The organism is Chryseobacterium sp. RLHN22 (assembly GCF_051011795.1).
Classification (GTDB): domain Bacteria; phylum Bacteroidota; class Bacteroidia; order Flavobacteriales; family Weeksellaceae; genus Chryseobacterium; species Chryseobacterium zhengzhouense.
This window is the reverse complement of sequence record NZ_JBPCHW010000001.1, coordinates 351,987-375,021: the sequence shown is the minus strand read 5'-3', so window position 1 is coordinate 375,021 and position 23,035 is coordinate 351,987. Positions and strand designations below refer to the sequence as shown.

General features: G+C 33.7%; 22 protein-coding genes. 11 read left to right on the top strand and 11 right to left on the bottom strand.

Annotated elements, in window-relative coordinates:
- Positions 1-13 precede the first annotated feature (13 nt).
- Together ACR1PN_RS01545 and galE are read right to left on the bottom strand one after the other, a co-directional pair.
- On the bottom strand, positions 14-454 hold the full coding sequence (locus ACR1PN_RS01545; protein WP_378172755.1) for an adenylyltransferase/cytidyltransferase family protein: 441 nt from the start codon (positions 452-454) through the stop codon (positions 14-16).
- A gap of 20 nt (positions 455-474) precedes the next feature.
- Positions 475-1,497, bottom strand: a complete 1,023-nt coding sequence (gene galE, locus ACR1PN_RS01540) for a UDP-glucose 4-epimerase GalE (RefSeq protein ID WP_433978584.1) — start codon at positions 1,495-1,497, stop codon at positions 475-477.
- 200 nt (positions 1,498-1,697) lie between these two features.
- Here galE and ACR1PN_RS01535 point away from each other — a divergent pair, with 200 nt between their 5' ends.
- Positions 1,698-1,925, top strand: coding sequence for a hypothetical protein (locus ACR1PN_RS01535; protein ID WP_433978583.1), 228 nt, complete (start codon positions 1,698-1,700; stop codon positions 1,923-1,925).
- A gap of 33 nt (positions 1,926-1,958) precedes the next feature.
- Here ACR1PN_RS01535 and ACR1PN_RS01530 read toward each other — a convergent pair whose 3' ends face one another.
- A complete protein-coding gene (locus ACR1PN_RS01530; protein WP_378172768.1) occupies positions 1,959-3,083 on the bottom strand; it encodes a DegT/DnrJ/EryC1/StrS family aminotransferase in 1,125 nt (374 codons plus the stop codon).
- 143 nt (positions 3,084-3,226) lie between these two features.
- On the opposite strand from ACR1PN_RS01530, the gene ACR1PN_RS01525 reads away from it, so the two are divergent.
- Entirely contained in the window at positions 3,227-4,828 is a 1,602-nt protein-coding gene (locus tag ACR1PN_RS01525; protein ID WP_433978582.1) for a S8/S53 family peptidase, read from the top strand.
- A gap of 5 nt (positions 4,829-4,833) precedes the next feature.
- On the opposite strand, the gene ACR1PN_RS01520 is transcribed toward ACR1PN_RS01525, so the two are convergent.
- The 4 genes from ACR1PN_RS01520 to ACR1PN_RS01505 form a co-directional block, all read right to left on the bottom strand.
- Positions 4,834-6,480 carry an alpha/beta fold hydrolase gene (locus ACR1PN_RS01520; RefSeq protein WP_433978581.1) on the bottom strand — a complete coding sequence of 549 codons (1,647 nt, stop codon included), beginning with the start codon at positions 6,478-6,480 and terminating at the stop codon, positions 4,834-4,836.
- A 127-nt stretch (positions 6,481-6,607) separates the two neighbouring features.
- Entirely contained in the window at positions 6,608-7,738 is a 1,131-nt protein-coding gene (locus ACR1PN_RS01515; RefSeq protein ID WP_433978580.1) for an 8-amino-7-oxononanoate synthase, read from the bottom strand.
- Between the two features lie 42 nt (positions 7,739-7,780).
- Positions 7,781-8,299, bottom strand: coding sequence for a DUF1761 domain-containing protein (locus tag ACR1PN_RS01510; RefSeq protein ID WP_378172783.1), 519 nt, complete (start codon positions 8,297-8,299; stop codon positions 7,781-7,783).
- Between the two features lie 81 nt (positions 8,300-8,380).
- The gene (locus tag ACR1PN_RS01505) at positions 8,381-9,007 is read right to left on the bottom strand and encodes a hypothetical protein (protein WP_433978579.1); all 627 of its coding nucleotides are present in this window, start codon (positions 9,005-9,007) and stop codon (positions 8,381-8,383) included.
- A 68-nt stretch (positions 9,008-9,075) separates the two neighbouring features.
- Between ACR1PN_RS01505 and ACR1PN_RS01500 the strand changes: the two genes are divergently transcribed.
- A complete protein-coding gene (locus ACR1PN_RS01500) occupies positions 9,076-10,983 on the top strand; it encodes an ABC-F family ATP-binding cassette domain-containing protein (protein ID WP_433978578.1) in 1,908 nt (635 codons plus the stop codon).
- Between the two features lie 67 nt (positions 10,984-11,050).
- Here ACR1PN_RS01500 and ACR1PN_RS01495 read toward each other — a convergent pair whose 3' ends face one another.
- Positions 11,051-12,109: a Gfo/Idh/MocA family protein gene (locus ACR1PN_RS01495; RefSeq protein ID WP_433978706.1), complete on the bottom strand. Its 1,059-nt coding sequence runs from the start codon at positions 12,107-12,109 to the stop codon at positions 11,051-11,053.
- 155 nt (positions 12,110-12,264) lie between these two features.
- Here ACR1PN_RS01495 and ACR1PN_RS01490 point away from each other — a divergent pair, with 155 nt between their 5' ends.
- The 3 genes from ACR1PN_RS01490 (at position 12,265) to ACR1PN_RS01480 (ending at position 15,928) form a co-directional block, all read left to right on the top strand.
- Positions 12,265-14,574, top strand: coding sequence for a TonB-dependent siderophore receptor (locus ACR1PN_RS01490; RefSeq protein WP_433978577.1), 2,310 nt, complete (start codon positions 12,265-12,267; stop codon positions 14,572-14,574).
- A gap of 87 nt (positions 14,575-14,661) precedes the next feature.
- Positions 14,662-15,177, top strand: a complete 516-nt coding sequence (locus ACR1PN_RS01485; protein WP_433978576.1) for a hypothetical protein — start codon at positions 14,662-14,664, stop codon at positions 15,175-15,177.
- Between the two features lie 160 nt (positions 15,178-15,337).
- Positions 15,338-15,928, top strand: coding sequence for a hypothetical protein (locus ACR1PN_RS01480; protein WP_433978575.1), 591 nt, complete (start codon positions 15,338-15,340; stop codon positions 15,926-15,928).
- A gap of 100 nt (positions 15,929-16,028) precedes the next feature.
- On the opposite strand, the gene ACR1PN_RS01475 is transcribed toward ACR1PN_RS01480, so the two are convergent.
- Complete coding sequence (locus ACR1PN_RS01475; RefSeq protein WP_433978574.1) at positions 16,029-16,664, bottom strand: peroxiredoxin; 636 nt, start codon at positions 16,662-16,664, stop codon at positions 16,029-16,031.
- A 98-nt stretch (positions 16,665-16,762) separates the two neighbouring features.
- Between ACR1PN_RS01475 and ACR1PN_RS01470 the strand changes: the two genes are divergently transcribed.
- Positions 16,763-17,641, top strand: coding sequence for a mechanosensitive ion channel family protein (locus ACR1PN_RS01470; protein WP_433978573.1), 879 nt, complete (start codon positions 16,763-16,765; stop codon positions 17,639-17,641).
- A gap of 50 nt (positions 17,642-17,691) precedes the next feature.
- Here ACR1PN_RS01470 and ACR1PN_RS01465 read toward each other — a convergent pair whose 3' ends face one another.
- Together ACR1PN_RS01465 and ACR1PN_RS01460 are read right to left on the bottom strand one after the other, a co-directional pair.
- Positions 17,692-18,423, bottom strand: coding sequence for a hypothetical protein (locus tag ACR1PN_RS01465; RefSeq protein WP_433978572.1), 732 nt, complete (start codon positions 18,421-18,423; stop codon positions 17,692-17,694).
- 94 nt (positions 18,424-18,517) lie between these two features.
- Positions 18,518-21,052, bottom strand: coding sequence for a phosphoenolpyruvate carboxylase (locus ACR1PN_RS01460; RefSeq protein ID WP_433978571.1), 2,535 nt, complete (start codon positions 21,050-21,052; stop codon positions 18,518-18,520).
- 128 nt (positions 21,053-21,180) lie between these two features.
- On the opposite strand from ACR1PN_RS01460, the gene ACR1PN_RS01455 reads away from it, so the two are divergent.
- The 4 genes from ACR1PN_RS01455 to ACR1PN_RS01440 all read left to right on the top strand — a co-directional run bounded on the left by ACR1PN_RS01455 (position 21,181) and on the right by ACR1PN_RS01440 (position 22,969).
- Entirely contained in the window at positions 21,181-21,585 is a 405-nt protein-coding gene (locus tag ACR1PN_RS01455) for a membrane lipoprotein lipid attachment site-containing protein (RefSeq protein ID WP_433978570.1), read from the top strand.
- Between the two features lie 145 nt (positions 21,586-21,730).
- Complete coding sequence (locus ACR1PN_RS01450) at positions 21,731-22,144, top strand: hypothetical protein (RefSeq protein ID WP_433978569.1); 414 nt, start codon at positions 21,731-21,733, stop codon at positions 22,142-22,144.
- Between the two features lies 1 nt (position 22,145).
- The gene (locus tag ACR1PN_RS01445) at positions 22,146-22,403 is read left to right on the top strand and encodes a hypothetical protein (protein ID WP_433978568.1); all 258 of its coding nucleotides are present in this window, start codon (positions 22,146-22,148) and stop codon (positions 22,401-22,403) included.
- A gap of 14 nt (positions 22,404-22,417) precedes the next feature.
- Positions 22,418-22,969 carry a WG repeat-containing protein gene (locus ACR1PN_RS01440; protein WP_433978567.1) on the top strand — a complete coding sequence of 184 codons (552 nt, stop codon included), beginning with the start codon at positions 22,418-22,420 and terminating at the stop codon, positions 22,967-22,969.
- The last annotated feature ends 66 nt before the right edge of the window (positions 22,970-23,035 follow it).

Here is a 23,035-nt window from a genome sequence, read left to right as displayed (position 1 = left end):
TCGGGATTTTCATTTATTTTACTAAAGCTTTAGCCGCTTCTGCTTCATAAATTCTTCTTCTCAAATCACTTGAAGAAAACCTGTGATCTCTTTTGTTATAAAAAATTTCAATTCCCTTCTCTTCACAATACTTTTTACCCGTAAAATCTCTGTCAAGATAATCATCACCTATAATTCTTACATCGATTACAAAAGATTTCAAAATATCTTCAAGGTCTTCTTCCGTGTAGTAAGGAATAATTTCATCCACTGCATTTACGGCTTTCAACTGAATATATCTTTCCACAATAGTCTGTGTTGGTTTATTTTTGTTTGGACGGTCGTGTGACGGATCAATCTGCAATCCTACAATCAGGTAATCACAAACTGTTTTTGCTTCTTCCAACATTTTAATATGTCCTGCATGCAGCAAATCAAATGAAGAAAATGTGATTCCTATTCTTTCGTTTTTCATGTGTTTTATTTATAGTTAATTTAATTTTTTCTTGATTCTAAATATTTCTGCCATTCCCAGACAGTTTTCAACGCTTCTTCCAAAGAAGTCTCAGACTTCCAATTCAAATTTCGTTCCGCTTTGTCAGCATTGGCATATGCAATTGTAATATCGCCTTCCCTTCTGTCACAAATCTGATAAGGAACTGCTACATTATTTGCCGTTTCAAAAGCTTTTACAACCTCCAAAACAGATGATCCTTTTCCTGTTCCTAAATTATAAACATCAATTACAGCTTCATCATTAGGTATACTCATTAAGTTTTTTAAAGCCGCAACGTGAGCTTTCGCCAAATCTACTACATAAATATAATCTCTAACCGCCGTACCGTCTTCCGTTGGATAATCATTTCCCCAGACATTCAATTTCTCACGAATTCCTGCAGCAGTCTGCATCACATAAGGAACCAGATTATTAGGAACTCCGATCGGCAATTCTCCCAATAAAGCCGAAGGGTGTGCGCCAATCGGGTTAAAATATCTCAAAAGACTTACTTTTCTTTTATACCCTTTAGCGAAATCTTTTAAAATCTCCTCTCCCATCTGTTTTGTCTTTCCGTAAACACTTTCAGGCATTTTCAGTGGTGTGTTTTCGTCGATAGGCATTTCGTCCGCTTGTCCGTAAACAGTACATGAGGAACTAAAGATAAAGTTAGAAATATTTCTTGATTTAAATTCCTGCAAAATATTAATTAAAGAAAATAAATTATTTTCATAGTAATCTACCGGTTTTTCCTGACTTTCACCAACCGCTTTGAACGCAGCGAAATTGATACACCCATCGATCCGATGTGCCTGAAAAACCTGAGTAAGAAGTTCTTTTCTCTTTAAATCGAAAGGATAAAAGATTGGTCTTTTACCTGTAATTTCTTCAATATTATTTAAAATAAACTTTTCTGAATGCGATAAATCATCTACGATGACTACTTCATATCCGCTATTAATAAGTTCTACCACAGTGTGAGAACCAATATAACCTAACCCTCCTGTTACGAGTATTGCCATTTTTTATTTATGTTTTTTAATTTTGCTTTTGTCCAATTTCCTCTATTTCAAGTTCATTAATATTTTTTTTAAACTTGAAGTAATTAGTAATAAATAGAATGCCTAAAATTATCCCATACACTAATGGTACTGTGTAAAAATCTGTAACATTTTCACCAAAATCTTTAATGATAAATATTGAATAAAAGAGAAAAAAAGATATGATCAGCAGTATTAGAAACAATACTGCTGAAAAAGTAATAATTGAGTTTTTATTCTTTACAATAAACATTATAAGAGAAGAGAGAGATAAAATACATATCATAATAATAGCAGTAAATGAAAACACATCTATTGAATTATCAAAATTATCAGTCTCTATTCTATTAATTAAACCTATTGAAAAAGATATGAATAAAAAAAAGTTTAATGAAATAATCAGCCAATAAACAAATCTATATTTAAAAACCCGCTTTTTCACTTTATCCCATAAACTCCAATACAGCATCCGTAATATACTTCAGCTGCTCTTCATCCAGTTCGGTATGCATCGGAAGAGAAATTACCTGATCCAAAAGCTTATCGGTATTCACAAAATCAGCATCATTACTTTCCTGATAATAAGCTTTTTGTTTTCTTAAAGCAACAGGATAATAGATCATTGCCGGAATTTCTTTTTCAGCCAGAAATTTTTGCAATTCGTTACGCTTTCCGTTTAGAATTCTTAATGTATACTGATGAAATACGTGTGTTGAATATTCAGCTCTTTTTGGTGTCAAAATATTTTCGTTTGCTGCAAAAGCCTCATCATAATAATCTGCTGCTTTTCTTCTTGCATCGTTGTATGAATCAAGATTCGGAAGTTTTTTTCTTAAAATAGCAGCCTGAATACTGTCTAATCTGGAATTTACTCCTACTTCGTCATGATAATATCTTTCGTACATTCCATGGTTTACGATTCCACGTAAACGGTGAGCCAGTTCATCATTATTGGTAAAGATTGCTCCGCCATCTCCATAACATCCTAAATTTTTGGACGGAAAAAAAGAAGTGGTTCCCACTGTAGACATTGTTCCTGCATGTCTTACTTCACCACTTGAAAAAGTAAATTGCGAACCAATTGCCTGCGCATTATCTTCGATTACAAATAAATTATGCTCTTCGGCAATTTTCAAAATTTCCTCCATATTGGCGCACTGTCCGAAAATATGTACCGGAATAATTGCTTTTGTTTTGGGTGTAATTGCTTTCTTTATTGCTTCGGTAGAAATCGTGAAGGTATCATAATCCACATCTACCAGTACAGATTTTAATTTTAATAAATGAATAACTTCTACTGTGGCTGCAAAAGTGAAATCAGCAGTAATAATTTCATCACCTTCCTGTAAATCCAAAGCCATTAGAGCGATCTGTAAAGCATCAGTTCCGTTTGCACAAGGAATAACGTGTTTTACATCAAGATAAGCTTCCATTTCGTTCTGGAAAGATTTTACTTCAGGTCCATTGATAAAAGCAGCAGAATCCATCACATTTAATACCGCATTGTCTACATCATTTTTAATTTTGTAATACTGACTTTGCAAGTCTACCATCTGTATCTTTTTCATACGTAAATTTTATTTTTAAGTTTTAGTCTGGCGCTTGATTAAATTCAGCGATTTCCTAAACGAATATTTTCGTAAAAATAAGGAATTTAAAGTGCTATCAAAAATTTTATTGATTTTGTTTTATCTTTATACAAAATTATTGGATGAAAAAATTTTTACTCTTTTGTTTTTTAGCAGGTTACTCTACAACTTTTGCACAAACAGAGCTTGTCTTTGTATATTTTACAGATAAACCCAACAAAGCAGCATTTTATGCAAATCCGCTTTCTGAACTTACACAAAAGTCACTTGACAGACGTACTGCATTGGGAATTGCATTAAACGATCAGGATGCCCCGATCGAACAATCGTATATTCAAAGCTTACAGAATTTAGGATTTACCATTACCGATTATTCTAAATGGTTAAATGGCGTGGCTGTAAATGTAAATCAGACACAGGCAAATCTTATTAAAGCTCAACCTTTTGTACAATCGGTTGAAAGTTTTGCTAAAAACTCTTCATTAGTTTTAAAAGCTCAGCAAACTAATAAGTGGGCTGACTTTGAACTGGCTCAGAAAAATATGACCGTATTCGATTATGGTTCAGGTTCAGCTCAAATAGACCAAATTAATTTGAGACCGCTTCACCTTGCCGGCTATACAGGAACAGGCGTAACAATCGCCGTTATTGACACGGGATTTCCAACAGTAAATACAGGAGCTGCTTTTTCCAGATTATGGACCAATAATAAAATAAAAGGCGGCTATGATTTTGTATCAAAAAGTTCCGATATTTATAATGCTTCATTAAATCATCATGGTACGGTAGTTTTGGGAGCCATTGGAGGATTTCTTACCGATTCTTTTGTCGGTTCCGCTCCTGATGCTGATTTCTATCTTTACAGAAGTGAAACCACAACCGCCGAAATTCCTGAAGAAGAATTATATTGGATTGAAGCTGCCGAAGAAGCCGACAGAAAAGGTGTTGATATTATCACCACCTCATTAGGATATAATAATTTTGATGATCCGAAATATAACTATACATATGCTGATATGAACGGTTCGAAATCGTTTATCGCGAGAGCAAGTGAAATTGCCGTAAATAAAGGAATTTTCGTTTTAATTGCTGCCGGAAATTCGGGAGAAGTTCCTTGGCATTATATTACAACTCCAGCTGATAATGTGAAGGTTTTTACCATTGGCTCAGTAGATGCTGCAGGAAGTTCGTCAGCATTTTCATCGTATGGTCCGAATTCTTTAGGAGCTATAAAACCTGATGCAAGTACAAGAGGAAGCTTTTCAACAACCGTTGATGATAATGCTACAGTTTCTGTTTCGGGAACCTCGATTGCTACTCCGATTGCTGCAGGAGGAGTAGCCTGTTTAATTCAGGCTTTTCCTGCAATGAACAGAGATTTGATGAGAACAAATCTTAGACAGACAGCCTCTCTGTTTCCTTCCCATACTAATCAGATGGGGTATGGAATTCTGAATTTCGGAAATTTCTATAATTCAACTTTAAATACTTCTGAGCTTGTAAAAAAGAAAAATTTAGCCATCTTCCCAAATCCCGTAAAAAGTATTCTGAATATTGCTACTGAAGCGCAGGTAATTTCAGTTGAAGTTTACGATAATTTAGGAAGACTGATTTTAAAATCATCTCAAAAATCAATCAAAGTAGAAGACTTTGCCAAAGGAACTTACTATCTAAAAGTCCAGGCAAAAGACAATGTTTACTACGAGAAGTTTTTGAAAGAATAATTAGGTTATTTTTTCATGAAATCTAAAATATCCTGATTAAGCTGCTCTGCATTTTCAAAAGGAATCATGTGCGTTGCATCTTTGTAGATTTTCAATTCGGAATTAGGCATTTGCTTGGCCAAAAACTGAGTGTGTTCCTGAGTAATGACATCTTTTTCTCCGGCAATTACCAAAACTTTATTCTGAATTTTATTTAACTGCTTATCAGTGATTTTCGGTTCTTTGAGCATTAATTTCAGCAGTCTGCCCTGGTTGAAACTTTCAGGTTTATTTTCAAGCTGTGAAACTTTATATTTAATCATAAAATTTTCGGTCAAATCTTTATCAACTCCCTCAGGAAAAGCATTTGCACCAATAGTAATCAACTGATTAAGACTTTCGGGATATTTTAAAGCAAATTCTAATCCTGTATTTCCGCCATCACTCCAGCCTGCAATATTGATTTTTTTTAAATTTAAATGGCTTGCAAGCGCTTTTACATCATCGGCAAAAATCTTATAATTAAAATCTTTTTTCGTTTTATCCGTGCTTTTTCCCTGCGATCTTGTATCCATCACAATCACTTGGTATTGTTTTGAAAGCTCAGGAATCTGCTGATAAAAATCTTTTATACTCCCAGAATTTCCGTGTAATAAAAAAAGGGGCTCACCTTCTCCGTAAACCTCATAATACAGGTCTGCATCTTTCAGGTTTAAAAACTTCCCGACTCTATCATTTTTTCCGTAAATCTCTTTATTTGATTCTTCAATATATTTACTTACATCTCCAAAATCATAGGCAAGAGCCTGATCATTAAATTCTTCCTGCTTCTCTTCATCTTTAGCATTTTTATCTAGTTTCACATCAATATTAATAGCAGGAGCGGCAATTGTCATCTTTTTCCAATCACTATAAAACTTCCGGATGTATCCTGTTCTGAAAAGTGCCGCACTGATATTCAATCTGCCTTCAAATTCTTTTAAAAACTGAATTCCGACAAAAAATTTACCCTGAACCCAAATATTTTTATCATTCACATCCAAACTGAAGGTCTGATCAATAATTTTATCTTTTGTTAGCTCAACGGTTATTTCTTCATCCAGAATACTTTCATTAGGAAAACCGTTTTTTTCGTTATAAATCGTATAACGCATCACTACAGGACGGTCTGCTGTTGTACTTGCAATATTCAGATTGATGGTTTTTATTTTTGATCTCCTGCTTGCCTTAAATTCTAATGCGGTTTCTCCTAAAAAATCTTCTTTTTTAAATGCCGGATTTACCGAATACATCACAGTTTTGGTTTTTGTATTTACACCCCAGTTTTTATCGACTAATTTTTTAGGTTTTAGTTTAACTTCCTGAATATTTTTAACCTTTCCTTTCAAATAGATTTTTTGAGAATTTTGTTTGATAAAATCAGAAATGGTTTCAGTAAAAGGTTCATAGCCCGCTACCTCAACTTTAATTTTACCTGAAGTGTTCGTATTGGACAGGTCAATGCTAAAATTTCCGTTCTCATCGGTAATGACACCGACATTTTCTTTATCAACACCTATTTTAGCATAAGCAATCGGATGATTTTCGTCTTTGGAGAGAATAGTTCCGGAGATGGTTTGAGAAAAGTATAAGCCTGCGGTAAAAACACACAAAAGAAGATTAAGTTTTTTCATGATATAATTTTGAAGCAAAATTCATTAATATTCACATGATAAGCTCTTAAAATCCTATTAAATTTAAAACTGAAACCGTTAAATATTATTTAAAAAATCACAACGAAGTGACCCCAAAATCTTAATTTCATTTAAAAGGTTTTCTCTGAACCCAATCATATTTAGGGTTTAGCGATGAGAAAATCTTTCCCGTAAAAAGATTAACTGCTTTATTGCTGTGTTTGATGAGTCCAAAAATTTCAACAGGCTCAGCACCGATCGTAGATTTTATCTCTAAAGCGGTTCTTCCAAAAATAATCCGTTTGAAATGATTGGAAATTCCAAATTCGGTCATATCAAAAAGCATATTCAGATATATCTGTTTTTCTTTCTGAATTTCTTTATCATAACCTAAAAAATAAGTATCAATATCTTGATTATTGAGAATCAGGGTATAGAAGCCAATCAGTTTTTCATTCAAAAAATATCCGAAAACTTTAAAGTTTTCAGCAAGATACATTTTCATATATTTAAAATGGTAGTCAGTAAGGAAAAAAGTATTGAAAGGGGCATTTTCAGCAACATTCTGATATAAAATATTCATTTCTTTCTGATACGTTTTTACATCATCAAGATCAAGTTCAATTTTCTGAATTCCTTCCAGCTTTCTCTTTGCAGATTTCAGTCTTGCTTGGTACTTTTTGGAAAAATCATCAGCATAATTTTTAAAAGTTATCCATTCAGGCTTTATATTTAAAATCATATTTGGCTGAACTGAAAATCTGAAAAATGCCTTAAACTTTTCTTCTTCAAAATTCTTTAAAAACGCTTTCTGATAATCTTTAAAAATAATTAAAGAAGATTTTCTATATTTTTCCTGAAGATTTTTAGCTGCCTCATTTAATAAAAGAATCGCTTTGTCGGTAGGAACTTTTGAGGTATCGAAATAAAATCCGTTTTGTCCGGTCAACATATTATTTCCTAGAATCATCACGTCTTTCGAAAATTTTTTGGATAAAAAATTTCTGAAGCTGCACAAGACATCATCTTTCTGAAACGTTTTATGTTCAATAAAGCTTAAATATTGAAACAAAGCTCCGCCAATCAAATCTTTACCTGAATAAAAACCGACAAAAAAACATTTCATATTCTTTGGTTTTGATTCTTCCAAAACATGAAAATATTCTACAGACAACATAATATTCTGCTGCCCGATGACTTTGTTCCAATCTGTTGGAAGTTCTTTTACAGAACTGAAAATTTGAAAGGTATAAGACATAAAAAAGGCCACAAATGTAGCCTTATAATTTATAATGTGAAATTATTTCTGAGTTACCCAGTTGAATCCGTCCATTGCATACCAACCGCAGATCATACCGCCCATTAAAGTTATGGTGATTGTCCAGTAGCCAGTATTGATAAAAACATATTTCCAGGATTTTCTTTCAAACATCGCATTGATTGCAATTAAAGGAAACACAAAAAAGATTCCTGTCATAAAAGAATGCAAAGCACCATGACCAAAAGAACGGTAAGCATTTCCGTAATCATGCATAAAAGCTGTATAAGAAGGCTTTGCCAAGGTTTCATCACCTCCGATCATTCCCAAAGCTCCAAACTGATGAATCGTTACAAACTGAAGAAACATTCCAATCAAGACTGATAAAATAATCGACAAAATAAACACTACACCCATGTTTGCAGATTTCATTTTTTCCTCCGTTAAGCCGGATTCTTTCATCCATACACTTCCGAAAACTTTAGGATTGTACCAGATAAATCCCATTACTAAGGGAATCAAAGCTGCAAAAAGTATTGCCAGAAAATTAATTTGCACCATAGTTTTTATATTTAGTTTAGTTTCTCAAATCTACATTAAAAATGATTACAAAAACATTTTAAAAAAAATATATAACTAAGTTTATTTAAAAAGGCTTTGAACTAATTTAATACTTTCAGAAATTTTCTCAGGATTATTTATATAATAAAAGATAGCATAAGGAATTCCATGCAAAATTTCTAATGACAATGCAAATAAAGGAAGCAATAAATATAAAATTACCGGAAATTTTCGTTTAGTAGAAATCTTTTTAATCATTGCATTCCAAATTATTTTTACTCTTTCTCTGTCATTCCACAAAATCAAAAAACATAGAAAAAAGTAGAAAATAAATCTATAAGTAAATGCAGTTCCCATCGCACTATCCATAAAACTAATGTCCATCAGTACAATATTTGCAGCAACAGGAATAAAGAAAACCACACCCAAAATAGCGGTCGCTTCAAACAGCAAAAGTATCCCTGTAATAATTTGAAGTATTCCTACAACTGTTTTAAATGGTTCATGGTCAAATAAAAACCACATTATCTTAAACAAAGATGAGTCTTTTAAAGGAATCAGTAAATCATCAGCTGAAACCCCAAACTGATTACCGTCAAGTTTACTATAACCATATCCTATAAAAGTATAAGCCAATAAAAATCTTGAGACTAAAATAAAATAATCCCAATATCTTTTTTTAGGAATCGAACGTAATTTTACTATCATATTTTTAAGGTTTAAATTTTGTACTTTTGCGGCTCACTTGAAATTTCAATCAAAAGCTTCACTCTAAAATGAATTACGTTTCTGTCGAAAACCTTACCAAATCATATGGGATTAAAACTTTGTTTAAAAATGTCTCATTTCACATCAATGAAGGTGACAAAATTGCCATCGTCGCAAAAAACGGAAGCGGAAAGTCTACCCTTCTGAAAATTTTGATGGGCAAAGAAATCGCAGACAGCGGAAATGTAATAATTAATAAAGATATTCAGGTCGTTTTGTTTGATCAGGAAATCGATTTTGATTCTGATCTTACCATTGATGAGTTTATGATGACTTTAGACTCTGCTCCTATTCAGGCATTAAAAAATTATCATCAATCACTGCATTCTACTGATAACGATTTTATTGAAAAAGCGCTTTTGGATATGGAAGCTCACAAAGCGTGGGATCTGGAGAATGAAATGAAACAGATTCTTTCTCAGCTTAAAATAACAGATCTTGAAGCGAAAATGGGTATGCTTTCCGGAGGGCAGATCAAACGTGTCGCTTTGGCAAAATTGTTAACGGAAACAAGAGCCGAACACCGTCATACTTTGCTGATCATGGATGAGCCGACCAACCACCTCGATGTAGAAATGGTAGAATGGCTTGAAAATTATTTAAATAAAGCTAAAATAACCTTGCTTCTTGTGACACACGACCGTTATTTCTTAGACAGCGTTTGTGATATTATCTGGGAAATGGAAGATCAGAATCTATACGTTCATCAAGGTTCTTACGCAACGTATCTTGAAAACAAGATGATTCGTGAAGACAATATGAACGCAACCATAGATAAAGCCAACAATCTTTACCGAAAGGAGCTGGAATGGATGCGAAAACAGCCGAAAGCAAGAACCACAAAATCAAAATCGAGAATTGATGCTTTCTACGAAACCGAAAAAGTAGCAAAGACAGACACAAGAAAAGACTCTCTGGAACTTGATTTTGAAATGAAAAGGCTCGGAAATAAAATTTTGGAATTAAAAGATATTTCGAAAAGCTACGGTGATAAATTATTATTAAAAGATTTCAGCTATTCTTTCCAAAGAGGTGAAAAAGTAGGAATTGTAGGAAAAAATGGAGCCGGAAAATCTACTTTATTAAATATTATTCAGGGATTTGAGCCGAAAGATTCCGGAGAAATCGAAACCGGAGAAACCATTAAGTTCGGATATTTTTCTCAGAAAGGATTACAATATAAAGAAGACGAAAGAGTTATTGATTTTATCAAAGAAATTTCAGAAAATTTTCCTTTAGCAAACGGAAGAACCATTTCTGCATCACAGTTTTTGAGATTGTTCTTATTTGATGATCAGACTCAATATTCGCCGATTTCAAAACTTTCGGGTGGAGAAAAAAGAAGGCTGCATCTAATGTATATTTTGTATCAAAATCCCAATTTTTTGATTTTTGACGAACCTACGAATGACCTTGACCTTCCTACCTTAACGGTATTAGAGAATTTCCTTCTGAATTTTCAGGGAAGTTTGATTATCGTTTCTCACGACCGTTATTTCATGGACAGAATTGTTGACCACATTCTGGCATTCGAAGGAGAAGGAAAAATAAAAGACTTCATCGGCAACTTTTCAGAATATCGTGAAAGTAAAAGGCTGGAAGATGGAAGCAAAAAGACGGAAACCTCAGCTCCAAAAAATGAAACTATTAAAGAAAACGAAATTGTTTCTTCAGCTTCAGTTATCCAGCCACAAACAAAAAAGAAACTTTCTTTCAAAGAACAGCGAGAACTGGAAATTATTGAAAAAGAAATGCCCGATTTCGAAGAAAAAAGAGCCAAAATTCTTGAACAACTAAACAATGAAACAGACTATGAGAAAATCTCAAAGCTTTCTGCCGAATTGGAAGCCATTTCAGAAAAACTGGAAAATCACGAAATGAGATGGCTTGAACTGCAGGAAATGATGGGAAACTAAACTCAATACAAATAGTAAGAGCTGCATCTTTAAAAATTGCAGCTCTTTTCATTATTTAACTTTCTTTTTAATTTAAGTCAATAAGCTTTCCTTTGCTTGAACTTTCAAGAGCTGCTTCGATGATTTTCATATTCTGTACAACTTCATTCCCCAATGATGGCAAAGCATAACCGAAAACAATATGTTCGTAGATTTGCTGGTAATAATTCATGTAATTTCCTGGCTCACTCCAAGTTAAAATTCTTTCTGTCTCTGAATTTTCATTTAAAAAATTTAAAATTCCGTCAGCTTCTTTTAAAGGTTTAGTCCAGTCTTCTCCGTAGGTAGGAATTGCTCCTGCACCCAGCTCATTTTCCTGTTCATCACTTCTTTCCTGTAAAAGACTTCCCTTGCTACCATGAATTTTATAGGCAAAATGATCTTCTTTTGTGAAAACTGAAGATTTTAGTCGTACCCTCAGATTATCTTTGTAATAAAGAACAATTTCAAAATAGTCATTAGCAAATGTCTCCCCTTTCATCGAAAAGACATCAGCAAAAAGCTTCTCCGGATACCCAAAAAACTGAGTCGCCTGATCAACCACATGCGAACCTAAATCATGAACAGAACCGGAACCATTAAGTTCAGGATTTTCTTTATGTTCTTTGGCACTCGGCTCCGTTCTGAATCTGTCAAAACGTATTTCAACTTCTTTGATATCTCCCAACTTGCCCTCCGATATTATTTTCTGCACCTGTAGATAATCGCGATCGAATCTTCTGTTTTGATAAACACTTAAAAACAAATTTTTGCTCTCAGCCAAATTAACCAGTTCCTGAGCTTCAGAAGCCTTGACAGTAAATGGTTTTTCAACAATTACATTTTTACCCGATTCTAAAGCCATTTTCACGTATTCATAATGAGTCTGGACCGGAGTGTTTACAACAACAACTTCAACGTCTGCATTTTCCAGCATTTCTTCTACCGAACGATAAAGCTTAGCATCAGGGTATTTTATTTTTGATTCCTCTTTTGAACGCTCCACAATCGCTCCCAGAAAAAAACCTGGATGCTGCTTTAAGAAAGGAGCATGAAATATTTTGCCGCTCATTCCAAACGCACAAAGACCTACTTTTACCAATTGCATAAGATGTATTTTCAACAAAGATATTTAATTTAAAAACACCTGAATTAATAATTTCAATCTTAAGAATGATATGATAAAAATCACAAATTTATTTTTAATTATTCTAAACAACAATCATACATTTGCGCATTATTTAAAATTGCTCTAAATAAGCTATGAAAAAACAAATTACCACGCTTGGATTTCTCATCATGACAGCAACAGCTTTCGCACAGACAAGAAATTCTGAAAATGATAGCATCAAGGTTCAAACGATCGAAGATGTGAATCTTCATAAAACCGGAAATCCTAACAAAGCTCGACCACTATCCATTAAATCCAATTTAACGGTAATGGAAAATCCGCAGGCTATGGCAATTGTAACGCATGAGATTATTGAACAGCAACAGGCAAAGCAGCTGAGTGACGTTTTACAAAATGTAAACGGGATGTACGTTACTTCTTCCAGAGGAAATTCTCAGGACAGCTTCGGAGGACGTGGATTCATCCTTGGCAATGATAATATGTTTAAAAACGGATCAAGAATAAACAGTGGTGTTTTCCCTGAAGTAAGCGGATTAGAAAGAGTTGAAGTTTTAAAAGGCGCAAATGCCATGTTATATGGAAATACTGCAGCAGGAGGAGTTATTAACATGATTACCAAAAAGCCTAAATTTGATTTTGGAGGAAGTATAGGTATGAATGCAGGAAGCTGGAATTCTTACAAACCAACTGTTGATATCTACGGGCCATTGACAAAAAACATAGCATTCCGGGTAAATGGAGCTTATGAGTATGCTGAAAGCTTCAGAGATGTTGTACAATCTGAGAAATATTATTTTAATCCTTCTTTTCTGTTTAATTTAAGCCCTAAATCTCAGCTGATCATAGAAGCAGATTATCTTAAAAATAATTTTACCCCAGATTTCGGAATCGGTGCTGTAGAAAATAAAGATAAAAGCTATTCTATGAATACGGGATTGGCCAGAAATGCGTTCTTGGGAACAGACTGGCAATATCAGGATGTGGAGCAGGTTTCTACGAATGTAACTTTTAATCATCACCTTAATGAAAAATGGTCTCTAAATTCTACAGTCTCTTATCAGAATTACACAAAAGATTATTTCTCTACGGAAAGAGTTCAGTGGGGTTATGCAGCAGCAAGCCCTACCCGACTTTCCTGGAACAGACCATTAAACAGAACGTATAACGAACAGAATTATACTTCCGCCCAGATAAATTTAAATGGTGAATTCAATACAGGGAGGATCAACCATAAAGTTTTAATCGGAGCTGATGCCGATTATGGGGTTGCAGATTCTTACACTTATTATAATCCCGACAATAACAAAGTTTTTGGTACAAGCTACTATTTTGGCACCAATGGTTTATCTGGCATCAACGGACAGCCAGGAACCATCTACCTGGATGACTCGTCTACCTGGGTTTCAGGAACAATGCCTAACTCTGCAAGATTGAGTAAAACAAGGGTAAATACGAGAAGAATCGGTTTCTATGCTCAGGATTTTATCAGTCTTACAAAAGAATTTAAGGTAATTGCAGGTTTGCGTTGGTCGTATATTGAAAATATGCCTACAATAAAGACAGATTTTAAGACAGCAAAAAATAATATTGTCAATCCTAATTCAACAATCGGTAAAGGATTAGTAGATAATTCAGCGACTTCAGACCAAGCTGTTTCTCCAAAAGTAGGTTTGGTATATAATCCTGACGAAAATCTTTCGATCTTTGCAACATACACCAATTCATTTGTTGCTAATACAGGATTGGATGCTTTCTCATTTGAATCTTTAAAACCTTCTTTGGTAGACCAATATGAAGTTGGGGCAAAGAAAAATTTATGGAATAATGCACTTGCCGTTAATCTTTCTGTTTATCAGATTTCATACAGAGATTTTTATCAGGCTTATGTGGATCCTGCAACCAATGCGGCTTCTACGGATCCAAGAAATTTAAAAGAATTTGTCGGAAAAATGAGAAGCCGCGGAGTAGAATTGGATATCACGGGTAATCCGACTACCAATTTATCTATTGTAGGAGGATTTTCTTACAACAATTCTGTGTATTTAGATACTCCTGAAAAAGTCGGTTATGTAGAAAAGCAGAGATTAGTAAGAACTCCGGCTACAACTGCAAATCTCTCTGTATTTTATACGTTTAACAAAGGAGTGAAGGGCTTGAAAATCGGAGCAGGAGCTTATTATATTGGTGACAGACTCGCAGGCTGGAATGATACGAAGACAGGAGCAAACAGTTTGTCTGTAAGAAATGGAGTAAGCAGATCATTTGAACTAAAAGATTACACAACAGTTTTTGTATCTGCAGGTTATGAATGGAAAAAGTTCATGATTCAGGCGAAAGTAGGAAATCTGTTTGATGTTGAAAATTACAATGTTCACGAAAATTACTCCGTAAATCCTATCACACCAAGAAATTATTATTTCACATTAACTTATAAGCTTTAAATTATTACTAAATAATTTTTCAGATCAAAGTGGAAGTTGCATTTTTGCAGTTTTCACTTTTGAATTTTTATAATCTTTATTAAAAAAATGGATAAAATTAAGGACACAAGAAGTTTCATGAGAATTACCCACCGATATCTGGGATATTTTATGGCAGGAATCATGGTAATTTATGCATTAAGCGGAGTATTACTTATCTACAGAGACACAGATTTTCTTAAAAGAGAAAAGATTTATGATAAAGTAATTGCGAAAAACCTCTCCGAAAAAGAACTTGGAAAAGAGCTCAAAATAAAAAATTTCGAAGTGCTGAAAACTGAAAATAATATTATTCGGTTTAAAGAAGGATCTTACAATACTCTTACAGGGCAAGCAAATTACACAAAAAAAGAGCTTCCTTTTGTCTTAGATAAAATGACCAAGCTTCATAAAGCAAAATCAGAAGACCGCCTTTCTCCCTTAAATGCATTTTTCGGAATCTGTTTATTTTTCTTCGTAATCTCAAGCTTCTGGATGTTCAATCCTAAAAGCAAACCATTCAAAAGAGGGGTTAAATTCACCATTGCCGGTCTGGTGATTTCTATTATTCTGCTACTTATATAAAAGCTGTAATTTATAATTATAACTATAGTCTTTAACTTTTTTCATAATTAATGTATCACAAAAAATTGAAAAAAATGTCCCTGAAACAGCTCTGTGGCACATTAATTGGATTTCAATTTTCATCAAAAATAATAAACATTAATTATTAAAATTATAAATTATGAAAAAGTTAATTTTTACAGGAATATTAGCGATTGCAGGATTGGCTACTACAGCAAATGCACAGATTCAAAAAGGCAACTGGATGGTAGGAAGCAGCTTGCTTTCAAGTAATTTCGGTTTAAATACAGGTGGTGGTTACAGCATTGCATTACAGCCAAAAGGAGCATATTTTGTAGAAGATAACGTTGCAGTCGGTGGATATGTAAATCTTGGAATCAGTAAAGTAACAAACGGAAGCCCGACAAGATTTGATTATGGAGTTGGAGCTTTAGGACGTTATTTTTTATCACCGGGCGAAAAAGGAGTTGATAATTTATTAAACCACGGTCGTTGGTTCTTTGAAGGTAATGTGGGAATCGGAGGTTCTTCTGTTGAAAACGGAAACTCTACAACAGGTTTAGATTTCGGAGTTGGCCCTGGTTATTCATATTTTATCACGCCAAACATCGGTCTTGAAGGATTAGTAAAATATCAGGGACAAACAGGATTTGGCAATGAAGGTCTGAATTCAAATATTACTTTTAATGTTGGTTTCAGCATCTATTTACCAACTTCGAAGGCAAAAGATATTGCTAACGATGTAAGATAAGGATAAACTATTATCATAATAAACTACAAAAGCGGTTCAGAATTTCTGAGCCGCTTTTTCAATTAAACTAAACTATATATAATAAATAAAAAATCTAAGCCTATTTATTAGGTTGCGGTGTATAACGCAAATAAGGTTTTATTTCGGTAACCCCTTTAAGAAAAATATTTTTAGCATCTTCCGTAGTTATTGCTGGTGGAATTATAACGTCATCACCATCATTCCAATTAACAGGAGTTGCAATTTTGTGAGAATCTACCAATTGCAATGAATCTAAAACACGGTTGATCTCATTAAAATTTCTTCCTGTAGATGCGGGATATGTAATAATTAATCTTACTTTTTTCTCAGGATCAATAATTAATAAAGAACGCACCGTTGCGGTTAAAGAAGCGTTGGGGTGTATAAAATCATATAGCTCCGAAACTTTCCTGTCTTTATCGGCAATAATAGGGAATTTCACTTCCGTGTTCTGAGTTTCGTTAATATCTTCAATCCATTTCTTATGATCTTCTACTCCATCTACACTCAAGGCAATCACTTTGGTATTCTTTTTTTCAAAATCAGACTGCAATTTTGAAGTAAAGCCTAATTCTGTTGTACAAACAGGAGTAAAATCGGCGGGATGCGAAAACAATATTCCCCATGAGTTTCCTAAATATTCATAGAAATCTAAATTTCCTACTGATGAATCTGCCTGAAAGTTCGGTGCGATATCTCCTAATTTGATTGACATAATATTTCGTTTTATTAGTCTACAAATTTAATAGACTTTTTACAACTGGCAAAATTTTTGCTTAAAAAAAATCTTAAAATAAAAATAATTTTACGTTTATGGAAAATGGCTGGAGCTATATAGATACGGTTTACAAAGTATTAGAAAACTGGTATATCACATTTGCAAAACTCACTCCAAAACTTGTTGTGGGGATTTTGGTTTTCAGTTTTTTCCTGATTACAAGCAAATATCTTAGTAAGCTTGCGGTAAAAATCATGCATAAAGTATTCCCTAAAAGCAGAAATGAAGGCTCGGTTTTAACGGTGATCGGAGTTTTCAGATTTATTATTATTCTGATGGGAACTTTTATCGCTCTTGAAATTATGGGATTCAGTGGTTTCCTGTGGAAATTTATTGGTAGTTTAGGAGTTGCAGGGGTTATTGCAGGGGTTGCTTTGAAAGATCTGGTTTCAAGTATATTTTCAGGAATGCTGATCGGAATTGATAAAGCTTTTAAAGTCGGTGACTATATCATTTTAGGGAACAATTCAGGTACAGTAATGGACATTGGTTTTCTGACAACAAAAATTATCAGTGATGACGGAAAGAAAGTCTACATTCCGAATCAGGTAATCTTTAATGCGCCATTCTCAAACATTACAGCATCGCCGCAGAGAAAAATAATTTTAGACTTTGAAATTCCTGCAGATGAAGATATTACAAAAGCACAGGAAGGAATTTTAGATGTCATTAAAAATCTTGAAAACATAGACCGTGTAGAAACTTCAGAAGTTATTTTTACCAGTCTGAAACAGGGAATCTTCACGTTACAAGCAAAATTCTGGATTGCAGTTGGTGCTAATATGGTTCACATCAAAAGCGAAGCATTAATGAAGATAAAAAAACGGCTTGATGCGGATGGAATTCCTTTGGTAACACCTACTAGTATTACTTTAGTAAATACTTCTAACGAACAGGAAATCACTAAAAATTAAAAAAATAGATAACCTTCCAATCTCGGGAGGTTATTTTTTTGAATTAGTTTCTATAATAAATCATCAAAGTCTTTAATTTCTGATAATTTCGTCAGCCTTTTCGAATCAATTTTCGTCCAAGTTTCTTCAAAAACTTCATCGGCATCACCTTCATATTTATTGATATTATCCTTAACCTGTTTTTTACCCGTAAGATAATTTATACTTGTAATTGTTTGTACTATCGGACCGTGATTCTCGCTAGAATCGTATCCAATCAAATAAAAATCTGAATTTCTATATTGAAAAGTATAAGCCCAATATCCATATCTTCCGTGAGCATAATGAACAAATAATTTTCCTTTTTCGGCAGAAACCACCAACTCCGGAGCAAAATAAACCCCTCCTTCTTCGTTTTCAGATGAAAAACAGGTTTCATTTTTCAGGGCTAAAGTATAATGATTTCCTTTTTTGAAAAGAATAACCAATCCTCTTCGGTTACGGTCTAATTCGCCACGGTATTCATGATTAATAAACTTATCTTTATCGGTTCCTTTAATAATTAATACACAGTCTGCTTCACCATCGCCGTTAAGATCACCTTCCGTCTTTTCAAAAATTCTGAAGCCTTTCGGAACAAAATCCTCAGGTTTATTAGGCTTTTCTTCCTTTAAAGATCGCTCAGGCACAATAGAATTTGTGATTAATTCTTTGGGTTTATTTACAGGATTAATTTCTTCGTTTTTTTTACAGTTCTGCAAAAAAGACACAATAATAACTAAAGGGAAAAATATTTTTTTCATTGTGATTTGAATTAAACTACAATAATACCAATTTATTTATAAAAATAAACGTATCAGATTTTCTGATACGTTTATTAAATTACAATTAAATCTTTTAAGCTGAATTTCTGCTTGCATTGATATTTCCAAACAATGAACGCATTACCAGCTTTTCATACGCTTCTTTGTTACCTTCACCTTTCTGGATTTTCATTAAGGCATATTGCTGAATACTCAACAAAGGCAAAACAATTCGCTCACGAATTTTCACCGATTTTCTGGAAATCGGATCTTCCTGCTGTAGTAATTTAAACCCTGTTAATTCCAGCATAATATCTTTAGAAAGTGAATATTCATCAAACAAAATGTTCCAGAATGCGCCAAATTTCGGGTTATCTTTAATATAATACGTCAACGGAAAATAGGTCTTATTCATGCTCATCATTGAGTTTAAGACAAGTGTTTTAAAGAAATCAGAACCTTTGTAAAGCTCCCTTACTTCTTCGAACCTTCCCTGTTCTTTCATTTGTTGCATCGCAAATCCGAATCCGAAAAAGCCGGGAACATTCTGCTTCAGCTGAGACCATGATCCAACAAACGGAATAGCACGAAGATCTTCAAATTTCAGCTCATTTCCACCACCTCTTTTTGATGGGCGACTTCCGATGTTGGTTTTACCGTAATATTCCAGGGTACTCATTTCCTGCAGATAAGGCACAAACATAGGGTGAGCTTTAAGATCCGAATATTTCTGATAGCTGATTTCTGCCAATTCTATTATTAATGCCCTTTCCTTTTCGGTTAAATCTTTTTTGGAGTTTTTGAAAACGTCATTCTCCACCCCGGCTGTAAGAAGTTGTTCAAAATTATATTTTGCCTGTTCTTTATTTCCGAAAATACTTGTAATGGTTTGTCCCTGAATTGTCAGTTCAATTTTATTATTGGCAATTGTTTTACCTTGTGAAGCATAGAAATCATGGGTTTTACCGCCTCCTCTTGCAGGTGGGCCGCCACGTCCATCGAAGAAAATTACTTTAATTCCGTTCTCTTCTGATAATTTTGTTAAAACTTCTTTTGCTTTATAAATTTCCCAGTTTGCTTTCAGATAACCGCCGTCTTTTGTGCCATCAGAGAAACCAAGCATAATCGTCTGTTGATTTCCTCTTCTTTCCAAATGTTTTTTGTAGATGGAGTTCTGATACAATTCATTCATTACATTTTCAGAATTCGCAAGGCCTTCCATTGTTTCGAAAAGCGGTACAATATCCATATTGATTTCCTCATCTTTGTAACCGCAAATTTTGAAAAATGCATATACATTCATCACATCCTTTACGGCATCAGAGTTGGAAATAATATAACGGTTCATTCCTCGCAATCCATTTAGTTGCTGGATTTCTGAAACCTGAGAAACGGTCAGTAAAGTATCTCTTACAATATCTTCAAAATCATCAGGATTTACGCTTTCCGAAATGTGAATTAATTTATTAAACTTATCTTCATTACTTGCATTAATGTCTCCGGTAACTTTAGCAAACACTTCATCAATAACTTTCTGATGAATTCTGCTGTCCTGTCGTACATCTAAAGTCGCAAAATGAGTTCCAAAAATCTTCACACGGTCTTTAAAATCATATAAAACCTCAATGAATAAAGAATTATGCTGCTCTGTAAGAATTTTTTCAGCTTCTTCTATTCTGTTGACAATCTGATCTGCCGTCATTTTTTCGTTTCTGAAAATAGCCGCGTACAATTCGTTACTTAGTTTAGTCAGAACATCCGAAACCCCTCTGAAACTGAGTCTTCTTCTGACAGATTTCAGATGATTATAGTACGCTTTTAAAATAGCAGAATGAAGCTCTTCTGCAACTCTTTTAGTGACTTCTGCAGTCACAAAAGGATTTCCGTCCCGGTCACCACCCGGCCAGAAACCAAGCTGGATAAGGTCTTCATGCAGATGAAAATGATCATTATTGAATGTCGACTTTATTTTAGTAAATAATTCACCAATCGTATCATAATACACATATCTCAGGTAATAAATGATACTCATCGCTTCGTCAATCGGTGTCGGCTTTTCTTTATTTACAAATGGCGTTTTGCCCAATTGCTGTAGAAGTGTATCGATATTGGTAATTGAATCGTTCGTTATTGCATTTCTCAAATCATGAAGGATTCGCTGCACAGAATTAGGATAAAACTGAGTCGGGTGAGCGGTGAAAACAACTTTTACGGAAAAATCTTTCAGCTTTTCACGTACTTTTTCAAGCTTGTGATCATGAAATGATCTTTCGTATAGATTGGTAACTGTTCCGCTGTCACTTTCAGAATGCAATCCGGGAAATGCAGCATCTTCAATACTATCAAACAGAACTACCTGTCTTTCAATATATTGAATGATTTTAAAAAGCAGTTCAAGTTTCTGTTCTTCCGATTCTAAATCGGTATGATTTTTAAAAAATTCTTCGACAATTTCTACCGGAGTTTTCCCCTGATCGTAACCGATCTTGCTTTCTTCACAAAGAAACGGAAGCAACATCCCGATATTCGTCATTTTATCATAAGGCAGGCTCATAAACAATGAATTGTAGATCTGGAACTTATTTTCCACGATCTGCCTGAATTTTTCTGCGCGTTTGTCGTGTATCATATAACAAATGTGGGAATTTTACAGATAAATAACAATAAGAATTTAAAACAAATATTAAATTATTGCATGAATATTAATTAATTTTGGGAATAGTTCTCTTAACAATCATATAATAAGGCATCAATCCTATGAAAAAAATATTTGTTTTCTTTTTAATCACTATTCTTCTCACTGCCTGTGGCGAAGATTGCTACAATCCTCCACTACCAATCGTTTTTGAGTTTGTTGATTCTAATGGTGAAAATCTTATCACAAACGGAACACTTACAACTTACACTATTAATGAAGAAAACCAGACAGGAATAGAGCTCAGCAAAACAGATGACGACAAGATTCTTCTGGAAAACGTGGGTGCTTACAACGGTACAAAAAATTATAATTTCTTTTCTAATATCAAAAATTTTGATTTTTCAATAGAATCGTCAGAATTTAAAGGTGGCTGCGATGGCTATCAAATCAATAAGCTAACTTTCACCGGTATCGACATCGATGTAATCGATGCAAACGGGTATTATAAGATTGTACTGCAATAGTTTTATTATGAAATAAATTATGCTTTAATGAGAGTGATTTAATAACAAAACAAGATCAATATTTTTCAATATTAAGGGAATTTTAATTTAAAAATTCCCTTATTTTTTGTAGTTTCGTAAGATTCAAATCCAAAATACCGAGATTATGTTCAAGAATGTTATGCTGTTACTGTGTTTTTCCTTATTTCTTATTTCATGCAAGAAAGATTGCTATACTGCACCGGAAAAGGTTGTTTTTGAATTTGTAAATGCTTCGGGAGAAAATCTTATTGCTAATGGAACTCTTACCAGCTACAGCATTATGCGAAAAACCGGGCAAAACAGTTATACCAGCGTCGAGCTAACTCCCACTGAAGATAAAAAAATAATTCTTAAAAATGCAGGATCATTTAACGGAACAGTAGATTACAGGTTTACTTCAGGAACGACGATTTTCTTTTTTAACATCAAATCATCATCTGTAACAACAGATTGTGACGGATTTCAGATTGATGAGATTCATTTTGAAAATGTAGCAGCTACAAAAGAAAACGGATACTACAGAATTGTATTAGACTAACATGAAGAAAGAAAATAAATTATCAGAACTAAGCTTGGAAGAATTAACATCAAAGAAGAAAAAGATTCAGGGTGCAGCAATAGGAATCAGTGCTGTAATGTTTGTTGCCTGTTGCGTCCTTTTCTATTTTGCGGTTATAACCGGAAATTTTGCGCTTATTGCTATAGCATTTGGTAGTTTTTTCATCTTAATGCCTACTTTAATGAATATTAATCAGATCAATACCGAAATTAAATCCCGAAAATCCAAATATTTATAAATAAAGTAATTCCCATGAAAAAAATTGTATCATTATCCGTATTTGTATGCTTGAATTTTTTTGTGAATGCTCAATACAAAAAGATCTACTCTTATGGTGATTATCATAAGGATTGGGCTTTGGTTAAAACAGATTCCAGGACTTATGGTCTTATAGATCAGAACAAAAAACAGATTGTCGCTCCTATCTATTCAAAAATCGGAAAATTTGGAGAAATTCACCCTGATTTAGCTGTTGTAAAATCGATTACAGGACTGTATGGTTTAATTAATAAATCAGGAAATTTAGTAACACCTGCAGAGTACGATAAAATAGAAGCTTTTGGTAAAATTCATTCTGATCTGACAGTTGTAAAATCGGTCACAGGACTTTATGGATTGATTAACGGTAAAGGAGAACAAATTACGCGGCCAGTATATCTTAAAATCGGAAAATTCGGCGAAATTAAAAAAGATTTAGCATTAGTTGAAAACTACACGCATGGTTTTGGAATGATCAATACTGACGGAAAAGAGATTATGCCAACAACTTATACTTTAAATGAAATCAAAGCAAAATACCGATAGTTTGCGTAAAATTTAATGATACAAATTTTAAAATTTTATTAACTCAGTTTTTATCAATGTCTTCTT